The sequence below is a fragment of the Bradyrhizobium sp. SZCCHNR1093 genome (assembly GCF_032381175.1).
Lineage (GTDB): Bacteria > Pseudomonadota > Alphaproteobacteria > Rhizobiales > Xanthobacteraceae > Bradyrhizobium.
In genome coordinates, this window is record NZ_JAUHJJ010000001.1 from 604,688 (window position 1) to 619,427 (window position 14,740).

At 65.9% G+C, this 14,740-nt stretch carries 14 protein-coding genes; 4 read left to right on the forward strand and 10 right to left on the reverse strand.

Annotated features, from left to right (window positions below; all coding sequences use genetic code 11):
- Window positions 1–7 precede the first annotated feature (7 nt).
- Window positions 8–514, reverse strand: coding sequence for a MarR family winged helix-turn-helix transcriptional regulator (locus QX070_RS02915; protein WP_315734713.1), 507 nt, complete (start codon window positions 512–514; stop codon window positions 8–10).
- A gap of 197 nt (window positions 515–711) precedes the next feature.
- Between QX070_RS02915 and QX070_RS02920 the strand changes: the two genes are divergently transcribed.
- From QX070_RS02920 to QX070_RS02930, 3 genes are read left to right on the forward strand one after another with little or no spacing between them, the layout of a single operon-like run.
- On the forward strand, window positions 712–1,752 hold the full coding sequence (locus QX070_RS02920; RefSeq protein ID WP_315734716.1) for a branched-chain amino acid ABC transporter permease: 1,041 nt from the start codon (window positions 712–714) through the stop codon (window positions 1,750–1,752).
- 3 nt (window positions 1,753–1,755) lie between these two features.
- Window positions 1,756–3,525 (forward strand): branched-chain amino acid ABC transporter ATP-binding protein/permease, encoded by a 1,770-nt coding sequence (locus QX070_RS02925; protein ID WP_315734718.1) that lies wholly within the window; start codon window positions 1,756–1,758, stop codon window positions 3,523–3,525.
- Window positions 3,522–4,247 (forward strand): ABC transporter ATP-binding protein, encoded by a 726-nt coding sequence (locus QX070_RS02930; RefSeq protein WP_315734720.1) that lies wholly within the window; start codon window positions 3,522–3,524, stop codon window positions 4,245–4,247. The genes QX070_RS02925 and QX070_RS02930 overlap by 4 nt, the downstream gene beginning before the upstream one ends.
- Window positions 4,248–4,276: 29 nt before the next feature.
- Here the strand turns inward: QX070_RS02930 and QX070_RS02935 are convergent, their stop codons facing one another.
- The 6 genes from QX070_RS02935 to QX070_RS02960 form a co-directional block, all read right to left on the reverse strand.
- A complete protein-coding gene (locus QX070_RS02935; protein WP_315734722.1) occupies window positions 4,277–5,083 on the reverse strand; it encodes a shikimate dehydrogenase in 807 nt (268 codons plus the stop codon).
- Window positions 5,084–5,182: 99 nt separating this feature from the next.
- Window positions 5,183–6,328 (reverse strand): ABC transporter substrate-binding protein, encoded by a 1,146-nt coding sequence (locus tag QX070_RS02940; protein ID WP_315734724.1) that lies wholly within the window; start codon window positions 6,326–6,328, stop codon window positions 5,183–5,185.
- A gap of 213 nt (window positions 6,329–6,541) precedes the next feature.
- The gene (locus QX070_RS02945) at window positions 6,542–6,961 is read right to left on the reverse strand and encodes a thioesterase family protein (RefSeq protein ID WP_315734726.1); all 420 of its coding nucleotides are present in this window, start codon (window positions 6,959–6,961) and stop codon (window positions 6,542–6,544) included.
- A 243-nt stretch (window positions 6,962–7,204) separates the two neighbouring features.
- Entirely contained in the window at window positions 7,205–7,969 is a 765-nt protein-coding gene (locus QX070_RS02950) for an SDR family NAD(P)-dependent oxidoreductase (RefSeq protein ID WP_315734728.1), read from the reverse strand.
- Between the two features lie 26 nt (window positions 7,970–7,995).
- Window positions 7,996–9,897, reverse strand: coding sequence for a feruloyl-CoA synthase (locus QX070_RS02955; RefSeq protein ID WP_315734730.1), 1,902 nt, complete (start codon window positions 9,895–9,897; stop codon window positions 7,996–7,998).
- 1 nt (window position 9,898) lies between these two features.
- Window positions 9,899–10,702 carry a crotonase/enoyl-CoA hydratase family protein gene (locus QX070_RS02960; protein WP_315734732.1) on the reverse strand — a complete coding sequence of 268 codons (804 nt, stop codon included), beginning with the start codon at window positions 10,700–10,702 and terminating at the stop codon, window positions 9,899–9,901.
- Between the two features lie 860 nt (window positions 10,703–11,562).
- Here QX070_RS02960 and QX070_RS02965 point away from each other — a divergent pair.
- Entirely contained in the window at window positions 11,563–11,922 is a 360-nt protein-coding gene (locus QX070_RS02965; RefSeq protein WP_315734735.1) for a hypothetical protein, read from the forward strand.
- Window positions 11,923–12,223: 301 nt separating this feature from the next.
- Here QX070_RS02965 and QX070_RS02970 read toward each other — a convergent pair whose 3' ends face one another.
- From QX070_RS02970 to QX070_RS02980, 3 genes are read right to left on the reverse strand one after another with little or no spacing between them, the layout of a single operon-like run.
- Entirely contained in the window at window positions 12,224–12,703 is a 480-nt protein-coding gene (locus tag QX070_RS02970) for a DUF3237 domain-containing protein (RefSeq protein WP_315734737.1), read from the reverse strand.
- Entirely contained in the window at window positions 12,703–14,022 is a 1,320-nt protein-coding gene (locus QX070_RS02975) for a TRAP transporter permease (RefSeq protein ID WP_315734739.1), read from the reverse strand. The genes QX070_RS02970 and QX070_RS02975 overlap by 1 nt, the downstream gene beginning before the upstream one ends.
- Window positions 14,023–14,028: 6 nt before the next feature.
- Complete coding sequence (locus QX070_RS02980) at window positions 14,029–14,538, reverse strand: TRAP transporter small permease (RefSeq protein ID WP_315734741.1); 510 nt, start codon at window positions 14,536–14,538, stop codon at window positions 14,029–14,031.
- Window positions 14,539–14,740: the final 202 nt, after the last annotated feature.

Consider the following 14,740-nt stretch of genomic DNA (forward strand, 5'->3'; position numbering starts at 1 on the left):
GCGTCCTTCAGAACTCCTCCGCGATCTTGGTCAGCATCGCCAGCAGCGCCTCGCGCCCATCCGGTCCGAGCAGCTCGTTGAGCCGCGCCTCGTGCTTCGACACCACCAGCTTCTTGGCGCGGGCCAGCACGGCGCGGCCCTTCTCGGTCAGCATCAGGATGTGCGAGCGCCGGTCGTTGGCCGAACGCACCCGCGCGCACAGGTCGCGGCTCTCCAGGCTGTCCAGCAAGGACACGAAGTTGGGCCGCAGGATGCCCAGGGTGTTGGCGATCTCGGTCTGGTTCCGGCCCGGATTGGCGTCGAGCAGCAGCAGCACCGAAAACTGGGCCGGCGTCAGTTGCAGCGGCGCGACGCAGCGCAGGAAGTCCTCGAACACCTTCAACTGCGCCCGTTTCAGCACATAGCCAAGCAGATCCGACAGCTCGCCGAGCTGGACCGCTTGCGTCTCCTCGACGGCTACGGCAGCTTCCTTCCGGCCTTCCCTCTTGCCGACGGGCTTGGCGCTATCGGCCATCACGATCCGCCGAATTCATCACAGTGGCTTCCATCCCCGGTCCCGAATGCCGCAGCCGGAACAGCGGCCTTGAGATTATAATCGATAATTGTTATCCACTATATCAAACACGGGCAGCCGAATTCAACTGCCCAAGACCGGTGGATGGCGCAGGGCGCCGGCCGCGCCCGGTCACCACAGAGGGGGAGCGTCCTGTCTTGAACACAACGATCTTGCTGTTCCTGTTGCAGGACGGCATTACCAATGGCGCGATCTACGCGCTGCTCGGGCTGGCGCTCGTGCTGGTGTTTGCCGTCACCCGGGTGATCCTGATCCCGCAGGGCGAATTCGTCACCTATGGTGCCCTCACCTACGCCTCGCTCGCCGCCGGCCGCACGCCGGGGACCGCGAAGCTTGCCGTCGTGATCGGCCTGGTGGCCTTTGCCTTCGACCTCTATGCGATGCGCAAGACGCTGCACATGCCGAAGATCCTTCGCACCTTCGGCCTCAATGTCGCCTTCCCGGTGGTCGTCATGCTCGCCACGATGTGGGCCGCCGATCAGCGCATGCCGGCCGGCGTCAGCCTCGTGCTGTCGCTGCTGATCGTCGCCAGCATCGGCCTGTCGTTGTATCGGATCGTGTTCCAGCCGCTCGCCCACACCTCGGTGCTGGTGCTGCTGATCGCCTCGGTCGGCGTGCATCTGGCGCTGCAGGGCCTCGGCCTGCTGTTCTTCGGCGCCGAGGGCCAGCGCGGCCCGACGCTGCTCACGGCCAGCGCCACGCTCGGCTCGCTGCGCTTCACCGGCCAGGGCATGGCGGTCTACGGCATCACCGTCGCCTTCATCGTCGGCCTCTGGCTGTTCTTCGGCCTGACCCTTTACGGCAAGGCGCTGCGCGCCACCGCCGTCAACCGGCTCGGCGCCCGCCTCGTCGGCATCCGCACCACGCTCTCCGGCCAGATCGCGTTCCTCCTGGCCTCCACCATCGGCGCGCTCTCGGGCATCCTGATCGTCCCGATCACGACGCTCTATTACGACACCGGCTTCCTGATCGGCCTCAAGGGCTTCATCGCCGCGATCATCGGCGGCCTGATCAGCTATCCCCTGACCGCGGTCGCCGCGCTGGTGGTCGGCATCGTCGAGGCATTCTCCTCGTTCTATGCCTCGAACTTCAAGGAAGTGATCGTCTTCACGCTGCTGATCCCGGTTCTGCTGCTGCGTTCGCTCGCCGCGCCCGCGGTCGAAGAAGAGAAGGATTGAGCCGTGCGCGAGCGTTGGCCTCTCATCGTCTTTGCCGTCCTCGTCGCGGCGATCCCGTTCATCCCGGGCGTGCCCCCGTTCTGGATCGTGCTGCTCGACAATATCGGTCTTTCCGCGCTGGTCGCGATGGGCCTGGTGCTGCTGACCGGCGTCGGCGGTCTCACCTCGTTCGGCCAGGCCGCCTTCGTGGGCTTCGGCGCCTACACCACTGCGGTGCTGTCGGCCAATTACGGCGTATCGCCGTGGCTGACCCTGCCGCTGTCGCTGCTGGTGTCCGGCCTCGCCGCCGTTCTGCTCGGCCTCGTCACCGTCAGGCTGTCCGGCCACTATCTGCCGCTTGGCACGCTCGCCTGGGGCCTCGGCCTGTTCTATCTGTTCAGCAAGCTCGCCTTCCTCGGCCGCAATGACGGCATTTCCGGCATCCCGCCGCTGTCGATCGGGAGCCTCAGAATGCTCGATCCCGGCACGATCTATTTCGCGATCTGGGCGGCCGTGCTGATCTCGGCGCTGCTGACCATGAACCTGCTGGACTCGCGCACCGGCCGCGCCATCCGCGCGCTGCGCCGCGGCCACATCGCCGCCGAGGCCTTCGGCGTCTACGCCCCGCGCGCCAAGCTCCTGGTGTTCATCTACGCGGCCGTGCTCGCCGGCCTGTCCGGCTGGCTCTATGCGCACTTCACCCGCGCCGTGAACCCGACGCCGTTCGGCGCCCAGGCCGGCATCGAATATCTGTTCGTCGCCGTGGTCGGCGGCGCCGGCTATGTCTGGGGCGGCGTGCTCGGCGCGGCGATCGTCGTGATCCTGAAGGAGGTGCTGCAGAGCTACCTCCCGCTGCTGCTGCATGGCGAAGGCCAGCTCGAGACCATCGTGTTCGGCATCCTCCTCGTCGCCCTGCTGCAGCTCGCACCGACCGGCCTGTGGCCGTGGTTGACCGCGCGGCTGCCGTTCAAGCCTGTCGCCAAGAAGCCGGACACCACGATCAAGCTGCCGGCCCGCGTGCGCGCCGCAACGTCCCCCAGCGTGCTGCTGCAGGTCGACAACGCGCGCAAACAGTTCGGCGGCGTGGTCGCGGTCAACAACGTCTCGTTCGACGTCCAGGCCCGCGAAATCGTGGCGCTGATCGGTCCCAACGGCGCCGGCAAGAGCACGACCTTCAACCTGATCACCGGCGTGCTGCCGCCGACCTCCGGCAACATCGCGGTGCTCGGCAAGGCCATCGGCAACGCCCCGCCGCAGGACGTCGTCAAGCTCGGCATTTCCCGCACCTTCCAGCACGTCAAGCTGGTGCCGGACATGACGGTGCTGGAGAACGTCGCGATCGGCGCGCATCTGCGCGGCCACTCCGGCGCGCTCTCCAGCATGTTCCGGCTCGACCGCGGCGACGAAGCCAAGCTGCTCGCCGAGGCCGCGCGCCAGATCGAGCGCGTCGAGCTCGGCGACCAGATGCACCAGCTCGCCGGCTCGTTGTCGCTGGGCCAGCAGCGCATCGTCGAGATCGCCCGCGCGCTGTGCGTCGATCCGATGCTGCTCTTGCTCGACGAACCGGCCGCGGGCCTGCGCCACATGGAGAAGCAGCGCCTCGGCGCGCTGCTGCGCGACCTCCGCGCCGGCGGCATGTCGGTGCTGCTGGTCGAACACGACATGGGATTTGTCATGGACCTCGCCGACCGCATCGTGGTGCTCGATTTCGGCACCAAGATCGCCGAGGGCACACCAGCCGCGATCAAGACCAATCCCGAGGTCATCAAGGCGTATCTCGGAGCCACCGCATGAGCACGCTGCTGGAAGTCACCGACGCCCACGTCTCCTACGGCAAGGTCGAGGCGGTCCGCTCGGTCTCGCTCACCGTCGCCGAGAACGAGATCGTCACCATCATCGGCGCCAACGGCGCCGGCAAGACCACGCTGCTCAGTGCCATCATGGGCGTGTTTCCGCTGAAGGGCCGCGTCGCGTTCCTCGGCGAGGACATGGCCCGGCTGGAGATCGAGGACCGCGTCGCGCGCGGTCTCTGTCTGGTGCCGGAGCATCGCGAGCTGTTCGCCACCATGAACGTCGAGGATAATCTGCAGCTCGGCGCTTTCAGAATGTCGAAGGCGCACGCCGCACGCGGCTTCGAGCACGTCTACACGCTGTTTCCGAAGCTGAAGGAGCGGCGCAAGCAGCTCGCCGGCACGCTCTCCGGCGGCGAGCAGCAGATGCTGGCGATGGGCCGTGCCTTGATGGGCGCGCCGAAGATGCTGATGCTGGACGAGCCGAGCCTGGGCCTCGCGCCGATCATCGTCGCCGGCATCTTCGAGATCGTCGCCAAGCTGCGCCAGGAAGGCGTCTCGGTGCTGCTGGTCGAGCAGAACGCCAAGGCCGCGCTGAACGTCGCCGATCGCGCCTATGTCATGGAGCTGGGCGAGTTCGTGCTCAACGGCAAGGCCAGCGAGATCGCCACCGACGAGCGCGTGGCGGCGAGCTATCTCGGCTTTGCCGAGACGGCCGCGAGCTGAGCCTGATGTCGATGGGGTGAGGCGCTGCTTCAGGAGGGCGCCTCCTTCGACAGCAGGAAATCGACCATCACGCGCTCCAGCGCCCGGTACATGTCGGTGCCGGTCGCCGTCAGGCAGCCGCGCTGGCGCGCAGCGGCGATGAAGGGCGAGACCTCGGGCCGGGTGATGACACAGCCGCAATAGGCCGACGGGCTGACGGTCGTCATATCGACCGGCAGAGGATCGCCGGGCTGCATGCCTGCCGGCGTGGCGTTGGCAACCATGTCGAAGCCTGTTGCGTTCATCGAGCCGACAACGGCGCGGCCTTTGCCCCGCTCGTTGAGGCGCGCGATCAGCACATCGCGGCGTCCGGCATCGCTGTCGTGAATGGCAAGCTCGCGCACGCCGGAATCGATCAGTGCGAGCGCAATCGCCGAGCCGGCACCACCCGCGCCGATTTGCAGGGCACGCGCACCATTGGGATCAAATCCCCCAGCTTTCGCAGCACCGACAAAGCCGAGACCGTCGACCATGTCGCCATGCCAGCCGCCGTCCGGGCTGCGGCGCATCAGGTTCACGGCGCCGATGAAACGCGCGCGCTCGGTTGCGGTTGCACAGGCGCGATAGCAGGCGAATTTGTGCGGAATGGTCGCGACGATGCCGTCGAGATTCTTCACGCGGGTCATCGTCGCCAGAAAGTCGGCGAGATCAGCCGGCGCAACCTGCACCGCGACCAAGATCGCATCGCTGCCGCGATCGGCAAAGGCCTGGCTGACGCCCGCCGGGGCGCGCACCTGAGCGATGGGATCGCCGATGATGATGTGCAGCCGGGTGGCTCCAGTGGGCGCAGGGATCATGGCGGGCTTTCCGGCAAAAACTCTAAAAGTCATGCTCCTGATGGCCGAAAGGCCGGCTCACCGAGCCGGCCTTTCCTGATCTTGCTATGGTCCGCGATCTCACTTCGCCGGGACGTATTTTCCGTCCTTCACGGTCAGGATGATGCGGGCGCGGTCGTCGAGGCCGGAGCGGTCCTTTTCGGTGAAGTTGTAGACGCCCTGCGAGGCCGCCAGGTCCTTCTCGGTCAGCAGCGCCTGGCGGATGGCCTCGCGGAACTCCGGCGTGCCGGGCTTGGCGGTCTTCAGCGCCACCGGAATCACGCGCTTGAGGATCTCGAACGCGTCGAACGAGTGGCCGGCGAACTGGCTGCGGCTGTTCGGGCCATATTTGCCCTCATAGGCCTTGTTGAGCTCCATGCCCGGCTTCTTGGTGAGCGCGCTGTCGTCCTGCGTCTCCGGCGACATCACCGGACCCGAGGCCATGATCACGCCTTCCGCTGCCTTGCCGGCGATGCGGATGAAGTCCATGCTCGCAGCACCATGGGTCTGATAGATCAGGCCGGTATAGCCGCGCTCGCGCAACTCGGTCTGCGGCAGCGCCGCCGCGGTGCCGGAGGCGCCGACCAGGATGGCATCCGGATTGGCAGCGACCAGCTTCAGCACCTGGCCGGTGACCGACGTGTCCGGACGTGCAAAACGCTCCTCGTCGGCGATGGTGATGCCCATCGGCACCGCCTGGTTCTTCAGGTCGTTGAACCAGAGGTCACCGTAGGAATCGGAATAGCCGATGTAGCCGACGGTCTTGATGTTGTGCGCCTTCATGTGCTCGTAGAGCACCTTGCCCATGATCGGCACCGGCTGCGGCATCACCACCGACCATTTGGTGCGCTCGGGCGTGACCGGGAACGGCGCCAGGCCGAAATGCGGAATGCCGGCTTCATTGGCGACGTTGGAGACCGCGATGGTCGGCGGCGTCAGCGCCGAGCCCATGATGATGTCGGCTTTCGACTCCGTCACGAAGCGCCGCGCATTCGTCGTCGCCGTGGTCGGATCGCCGCCGTCGTCGAGCACGATCACCTTGAGCGGCACGCCGCCGATCTCCTTCGGCACGAACTCGAGCGCATTGCGCTCGGGGATGCCGAGCGCCGCGCCCGGCCCCGTCGTGGTCGTGGTGATGCCGATGGTGATCTCGCTGGTCTGCGCCAGCGCCGGCGCTGATGCCAGCATCGCGATGACGCCAGCCGCCGCCAGATAGGCCTTCCTCATAAAATCCTCCCTCAATCTTTTCGGTTCAGCTCGTGATCCGCCGATCCTGTTTGCAGTCCCGCCCCGACAGGGGCGTCTTCCATCTCGGCCGGCCGATGCGTGTCCAAACGTGATCATAGCATTGAACACGAGAAGATCACCTCTCACCAGTCGACCAAAGCACGACGACGATTCATCCTTAAGACGGCCGCATGTCGCACCCAATGCCGCGCGTCAGTCCTCGAGAAACTTGGCCCGCATCTCCTCTGGAAAAGGCGCCGATTTCAGCTTGTCCGGGTCAACCGGATCGCGCCCGACCAGCACCCGGGTCTCGAACCCCTCGAGCGCCAGCGCCTCGCCCTTGAACACCTTGTGGGTGACGTCGAACGAGGAGCGCTTGATGCTCTCGATCCGGCTCTCGATCGTGATCCAGTCGCCATAGGTGGAGGGGATGTAGAACTTGGCGCGGGTGTCGACCATGGGGATCCCGACCAGGCCGTAGCGGCGGACGATGTCCTGCTTGGAAAACCCGGCCGCCTCGAACATGACAGAGGTCGCATCGTCGAACATCGCGAAATAGCGCGGGTAGTAGACGATGTTGGCGGGATCGCAGTCGCCCCACTGGATCTGCACGTCGCGGCGGTGAACGAACATCGAGTGTGAACCTCGCTACAGCGCGAATGGCGGCCGGTAGGGTTGGCAAGGGCGTGCAGCGCCGTGCCCACCGTTGTCGCGATCGGTGGGCACACTGCGCTTTGCCCACCCTACGATTCTCTCCGTCATTGCGAGCGAAGCGACGCAATCCAGGGCCGGGTCGGGACTCTGGATTGCTTCCGCCTTCGCCCGATGGGCTTCGGCGGACACGTCGTCGCTTCGCTTCTCGCAATGACGATGCACTTACTTCGGCGCCATGCGCAGCGAGCCGTCGAGGCGGACGACCTCGCCGTTCAGATAGGCGTTCTCGACCATGTGCAGCGCAAGTGCTGCGAACTCATCGGCGTGACCGAGGCGGCGAGGGAACGGGATCGCGGCGGCGAGCGAGTCCTGGGCCTCCTGCGGCAGGTTGGCGAGCAGCGGCGTCAGGAACAGGCCGGGCGCAATGGTCAGCACGCGGATGCCGAACTGTGCGAGCTCACGCGCGATCGGCAGGGTCATGCCGACAATGCCGCCCTTCGAGGCCGAATAGGCGGACTGTCCGATCTGGCCGTCATAGGCCGCGACCGAGGCGGTGTTGATGACGACACCACGCTCGCCGGTCGCCTGTGGCTCCAGCTTGGTCATGCCGTTGGTGACCAGACGCAGCATGTTGAACGAGCCGATCAGGTTGACCTTGATGACCTTCTCGAAATCGGCCAGCGGCATCGGACCGTCGCGGCCGACGACGCGCTTGGCGACGCCGATGCCGGCGCAGTTCACCAGCACGCGCGGCTGCTGGCCGAGCGCCTCGACCGCCTTGGCGACGGCGGCTTCCGCGCCGGCGGCATCGGACACGTCGCAGACCACGGCCACGCCCTTGATCTCGGCGGCGACCTCCTCGGCCAGCTTGGCATTGAGATCGAACACGGCGACCTTGGCGCCCTGGGCAGCGAGCTTGCGGGCGGTGGCGGCCCCGAGGCCGGAAGCGCCGCCGGTGACGATGGCGGCCTGATCCTTCAACAACATGTCGTTTTCTCCCTTGGATGCGTCGATCAACCGGCGATGATGATGTCGTCGTCCGGCGTCGCGGCGTAGATGCGTTCGATCAGGTCCTTGCGGTGCTCCAGCACGGCGCGCTGGTTGATCGATCCCTTGTCGGTGACCTCGCCCTTGTCGATCGACAGCGGCACGCCGAGCAGGACGGCGCGCGTGATGCGCGTCGACGAGCCGGTCGCGGTCTGCAGGAATTTTGCGAAGCGCTCACGGAAGGCCTCGATGATCAGCGGATCGGCCGCCGTGGCGGCGAGATCGTCGAACGGCAAGGTCGCGTTGATCAGCCGGCAGCCGTCGGGATCGAGCACGACGATGGCAGCGATCTCGTCGCGGTTGATGCCGGCGATGATCACGTCGCGCGCCAGCGGCGCGCAGGCCGCGACGAAGCGCGCCCGCAACGGGCCGACCGAGACCCAGGTGCCGGACGCCAGCTTGAAGTCCTCGGCGACACGGCCGTCGAAGTCGAAGCCGGCATTGAAGTCGTCGGGATCGACGGGCTTCAGCGCGTCGCCCATCTTGTAGTAGCCTTCGTCATCGAAGGCCGCGGCCGAGACCTCAGGCAGGCGCCAATAGCCCGGCGTCACGTTCGGCCCCTTGGCCCGCACCTCCATCTTGCCGTTGTTGGGCACGAGCTTGGCCTCGTTGCCCGACACCGGCAGGCCGACATGGCCGGAGCGGCTGGTGCGCGGATTGACCGACATGAAGAACGGTGCGGTCTCGGTCGAGCCGAGGCCCGTCAGCATCGGCACGCGGGTGCCGGTCTCGGCCACCGAGAGCTCGTCGAGCTCGTTCCAGACATGCGGCGCCAGCGCGGCGCCGGAGAAGAACATCGCATGCAGCCGCTGGAAGAAGGACTTCCGCAACGCCGCGTCCTCGCGGAAATAGGGCAGCAGCGACTCGTAGCCCTTGGGGACGTTGAAATAGACCGTCGGCGAGATCTCGCGCAGGTTTCGCACGGTCTCCTCGATCCCGCCCGGCACCGGCTTGCCCTGGTCGAGATACATCGAGCCGCCATTGAACAGCGTCAGCCCGATGTTGTGGTTGCCGCCGAAGGTGTGATTCCAGGGCAGCCAGTCGATGATGACGGGCGGCTCGTCCTTCAGGAACGCCAGCGTCTCGCGGATCATCACCTGGTTGGCGCAGATCATGCGCTGGGTGTTGATCACGGCCTTCGGGTTGCCGGTCGAGCCCGAGGTCAGCAGGAACTTCGCGATCGTGTCGGGGCCGATCTTGTCATGGGCGGCGTCGAGGCCTCCGAACAGCGGCGATGCGATCAGATCGGCGAGCATCGTGATCTTGCGGCCCGGCACCGAGCCGAACGACGCTACGATCTCGGTGCCCTCGGGCACGTTGGCGACGAGCGCGTCGGCGAACTTGTCGGCGTCGTCGACGAAGACGAGGCCAGGCGTCAGCAGCTTCATCAGATAAGCGAGCTTGCCATAGTCGCGTGACACCAGCGAATAGGCTGGCGACACCGGGCAGAACGGGACGCCGGCATAGAGCGCGCCGAACGCGACCAGCGCATGGTCGATCGAATTGCCCGACAGGATCATCACCGGCCGGTCCGGCGACAGCCCGCGCGCGAGCAGCCCCGACGCGATGTGCCGGCTCGCCGCCAGCAGCGTGGCATAGGTCAGCTCGCGCCAGCCCTCGGGCCCGACGCGCTCGGCCATGAACACGCGCTCAGGCGTGGCTTTGGCGAAGTGATGCAGCCGGTCGGTGATCCGCTGCGGATAGTCGCCGAGCGGCTGCTTCGGCCGGAGATAGATGGTGCCGTCGTCGCGGCGGTCGACCGTGACGGCAGGGTCGTTGAACGAGATCGCGCGCAACGGATGAACACTGGCGGTGCGCGCCGTGTTGTCCGTTCCTCCCTGTGTGCTTGTTATTGTTTGTGCGGTCATGTCACGTCGGCTTCACTTTTGCGGTCTTGTGATCGAGGAAGGCGCGGATGCGATTTTTGGCCTCCTTGTCGCTCTGCGCGACGGTTGCCATCAGCGATTCCATCAGCAGGCCGGTCTGCGGATTGGCCTCCGCGATCATCGGCAGCGCCTGCAGCACCGCGAAATTCGTCAGCGGCGCGTTGTTCGCGATCTTCGCCGCCAGCTCCATCGCCTTGGTCATCGAGGCGCCGACCTCGACGAGATATTGCGCGAAGCCGTAGGACGAGCCTTCGGTCGCCGAATAGACCCGTCCGGTCAGCATCATGTCCATCATGCGGGCGACGCCGATCAGGCGCGGCAACCTGACGGAGCCGCCGCCGCCGACGAAGATGCCGCGCTGGCCTTCGGGCAGCGCGAAGTAAGCTGACGGCTCGGCGACACGGATATGCGCGGCGCAGGCGAGTTCGAGGCCGCCGCCGATGACGGCGCCCTTCAGCGCGGCGATCACCGGCACCCGGCAGTACTGGATGCGGTCGAACACGCGATGCCACATCTGCGAATGCACCAGGCCCTCGGTCGCGTCGCGCTCGCGCAATTCGGAGAGATCGAGGCCGGAGGAGAAATTGTCGCCGATGCCGTGGATCACGACGCAGCGGACGTCTTCAGGCAGGCTGGTGAAGCAATCGCCGATGGCGAGGATGATGCCGTCATTCAGCGCATTGCGCTTGGCCGGGCGGTTGAGCCCGATCGTCAGGACGGCGCCCTGCTGCTCGATCTGCAGCAGAGACGGATCGCCCGCTGGCGTGGCGGTGTCGGCGTTTCCCATCGCTTGATTGTGTCCTGTTCAGAATAGTTATGTTTTATAACGATCTCGACGGGAGTCAATAAGCGGCGCCGAACATCGTGTTGTGCGATGCAAAATGAGTGGCGCCGGCATGAACTATCCGATGCGGTGCGCGGCTCATCGTAAGGCGGGTCGGTGCAAAGGCAAATGACATGATGCGGCATTCCCGCGGCGGAATCACGCCCGGGGCTTGCTGATGGTCATCCCCCTCTTGTGCAGAGGGCGCAGGGAAGGCCAGGCGCCGACTGACGCCTGCGGCCCGCCTGCGAAAAAAAATGCAGGCGGCAGGTACCACAGGTGCAGCCGGACTCACCCGGCCTTCCCTGCGCGATGGTTCTCACGCTTGCTTCGTGCTCTCCCCGGGGACCGGCTGACTTGACCCCGTCGCCCGCGCGAGGGCAACGCCCTCGTCGCGCGCTTGACCTCGGCACCGGGAGGTCAGGACCACACGACTTCGCGTCCGCGCCATGCCGTTCGTCCACGCATCCGAAGACACGCTGCGGCATCATCGCGGCCACCGCTCCCCGCCCCGCGTGTCGTGACGATCGCGCGCAACGCCCCTCGGCTTGGGACGGGATGGGGTGATACAATCACGTTTTTCGGAAATGCGCAAGTATTTTTCTGACTTCCTGAAGCGCCGTATGGCATCGCCAGACAGTGCTTCGCTCTCCGTGGCGACGTCCCATCGTCATCCAACGCCAAACGGCTGCTGATGCTCGCAAGGGGCGCTCCGGCCCGCAAAGGCTGGCGGCTTCGCAGATGAACGGCCGACAACGTCGCATTCAGCACGGCTTCAAAGCGCGCCATGTAGAACGTCACCACACTTCCCAATGGAGGGGACCATGGTTTCGCTGAAGACATCTCTCGCAGGCGGCATCGCCGCTCTCGCCGTGACCGCAACCCTGTTCGCCGGTTCGGCGCCAGCCCAGGCGCACGACGGACGCAATGGGGCGCTGATCGGCGGCCTGCTCGTCGGAGCTCTCATCGGCGGCGCGCTGGCGTCGGAAGCGCAAGCGTATGAGCCTGCGCCGGTCTACCGCTCCCAATACCAATACCGGCCCCACTACCAATACCGCTCCCACTATCGCGATGCGGCGTATGACGGCTACGGCGACGAGGGCTACAGTTACGTGCCGGCTCACCGCGATCGCAATTGCGACCACGGCTACCGCAGGGCTTCGGATTGGGACGACGAGGACTAAGCATTTCGTCTCGCCTGGACATCGTTGCCTTCACATCTCAGCCCCCCTCTTCCGCAAGAGGGGGGCGATCGCATTTAACGATCGCGTGCAGCGGCAGTGTGCCCTCCACCGTCCTTCGAGACGCCCGCCTCCGGCGGGCTCCTCAGGACGAGGGCTGATTTCGTCGCGAGATCTCAACCCTCATGGTGAGGAGCGCCGCTCGCGGCGCGTCTCGAACCATGAGGCCCCAAGCGGCGCCACCCCGTACGTGATCGCGCCGCACAGAAGAGCGGCCCACAGTCCTTCCACGGCAGAGCGTCGCCTACGACACCATGTGCACGTCGACGATGACGCGGTCCAGATGCCGCGCGGCGGAGCCGACGAAGATGCGCTCCGTCAGCCAGCGATATTTCTGATGGCCTGTCTCGAACCGCGGGTGGGTGCGGAAGTAGATCAGCTTGGGATCGACAGGCTCGCCGCGCTTGAGCTTCTGCAGCAGCTCGACCGGCCCGAAGCGGATGCCGCGGTTCTCGACGTAGATGGTGGCGCCATCGTCGGTCTCGAACGCATACTTCGCTTCGAGATCGATCAGCTCGTTGGGACGGATGATCTGGAAGTCGGCACCGAAGTTGCAGATTTTGCCGCTGATGCCTTCACCCGCGAGGCCCGGCCCCTTCACCTCGCCGCCATGGATCGGAATGATCCGGCGCACGCCGATGCCGGTCTCGCCGGCGGAGGTCACCTCGCCGATCATGACGGTGAGGGTGAAGACGTAGCGGGTGTCGAGGATGGGCGCTGTCATCAGCGGTTCATCATCTGTTGCGGCAGCCAGGTGGCGAGCAGCGGGAAGGCGATCAGGATCACCAGCCGGATCAGGTCGGTCGCGACGAACGGCAGCACGCCCTTGAAGATCGTCGAGAACGACACGTCCTTCACCACGCTCTTGATCACGAACACGTTCATGCCGACCGGCGGATGGATCAGGCCGAGCTCGACGGTCATCACAATGATAACGCCGAACCAGATCGGATCGAAGCCGAGATGGGAGATGACGGGGAAGATGATCGGCACGGTCAGGATGATCATCGCCATCGCGTCCATCAGGCAGCCGAGGACGAGATACATCACCATGATCAGCGCCAGCACCCCGTAGGGCCCGAGGCCTAGACCGGTGAGGAATTCGGTCACCTTCTGCGGCGTCTGCGTCACCGTCAGGAAGTAGCCGAAGATCAAGGCGCCGATCAGCACCGTGAACACGGCCGCCGCGGTGCGCGTGGCCTGCAGCAGCGAGGCCAGGATCTTGTCCTTGTTCAGCCGTCCCGTGAACACGCCGATCAGGAACGCGCCGGTGGCGCCGACGCCGCCGGCCTCGGTCGGCGTGAAGCGCGGCAGGAAGGGGAGACCGTAGAGGCCGCCGATCACGAACAGGAACAGCAGCATCGGCGCCCAGATGCCCTTGAGGCCCTTGATACGCTCGCTCCAGGGCAGCGCCTCGCCCTTGGGCAGGAAATCCGGCCGGACGCGGCCGATCACCGTGATGGTGATCATGTACATGGTCATGGCGAGCAGGCCGGGGATGATGCCGGCGATGAACAGCTTGCCGATGTCCTGCTCGGTGATGATGCCGTAGACGGCGAGCACGGTGGAGGGCGGCAGCATCGCGCCGAGCGTGCCGCCGGCGGCGATGACGCCGGTGGCGAAGGATTGCGGATAGCCGAAGCGGCGCATCTCCGGATAGGCCACGGCCGAGAACGTCGCGGCGGTCGCCACCGACGAGCCGCAGATCGCGGCGAAGCCGCCGCAGGCCGCGACCGTGGCGATGCCGAGCCCGCCGCGCAGATGGCCGACGAAGCCGTTGGCGGCGCGGAACAGCTCGCGGCTCATGCCCGAGTTGGACACGAACGTTCCCATCAGCAGGAACATCGGGATCACGCCGAACGTGTAGTCCGTGACCGTGCGCATCGAGGTCTGGCCGACCAGCTTCAACGCGGCCGTGCCGTTGACGAGATAGGCGAAGCCCGACACGCCGACGAGTCCCATCGCCATGCCCACCGGCACGCGCAGCAGCATCAGCGCAAACAGCGCAACGAAGCCGATGACGGCAACCGCATCCGTGCTCATGCGGCGCTACTCCGTGGGCTTGATGTGAGGGTCATGAATCTCCTCGGGATGGAAGATCAGACGATAGGTCCGGATCGCGATCAGGAGCACCGCCGAGACGTCGCCGATCCAGGCGATGGCGAAGAACGGCCAGGTCGGCATGTGCAGATCGAAGGTGAGGACGTTGTCCTCATAGGTGCCGCGCACCTTGTCGAACAGGGTCCAGGTCTGCACCGTGACGACGAACAGCAGCACCAGCGTTGCGAAGATGTCGATCCAGCGCTGATAGCGCGGGCCGACATTGCCCCAGATCAGATCCACGGTGATGTGGGTGCCGCGGTACGATGTCGCGGCGATGCCCCAGAAGATCAGGATGCCGAGCAGCATCCGCCCGATGTCGAAGGAATCGGGGATCGAATAGTTCAGCGTGTTGCGGAGCAGCACCGACAGGAAGATGTCGAGCGCGACGATGCCGACGAAGAACGCGGCGATCCACTCGATCCCGTCGATGATCCGGTCCATGAAGGCGCGCTGCATGGCGTCCCCGTTTGATCTTAGTCGTAAACCTGAAGATTGAGCGCGAGCTGTTGCTCAGCAGGCGGTGGGCCCCCTCGCCCCGCTCTTGTCCGCCGTAGCTCGAAGAGCGAAGGCGGATGCGGGGAGAGAGTTGGGGTGAGGAGCGCGCGTCGAGGGCGCGCCTGTTGCCGCATCCATCGGAATGAGGCGGGAGGCGCGGCAT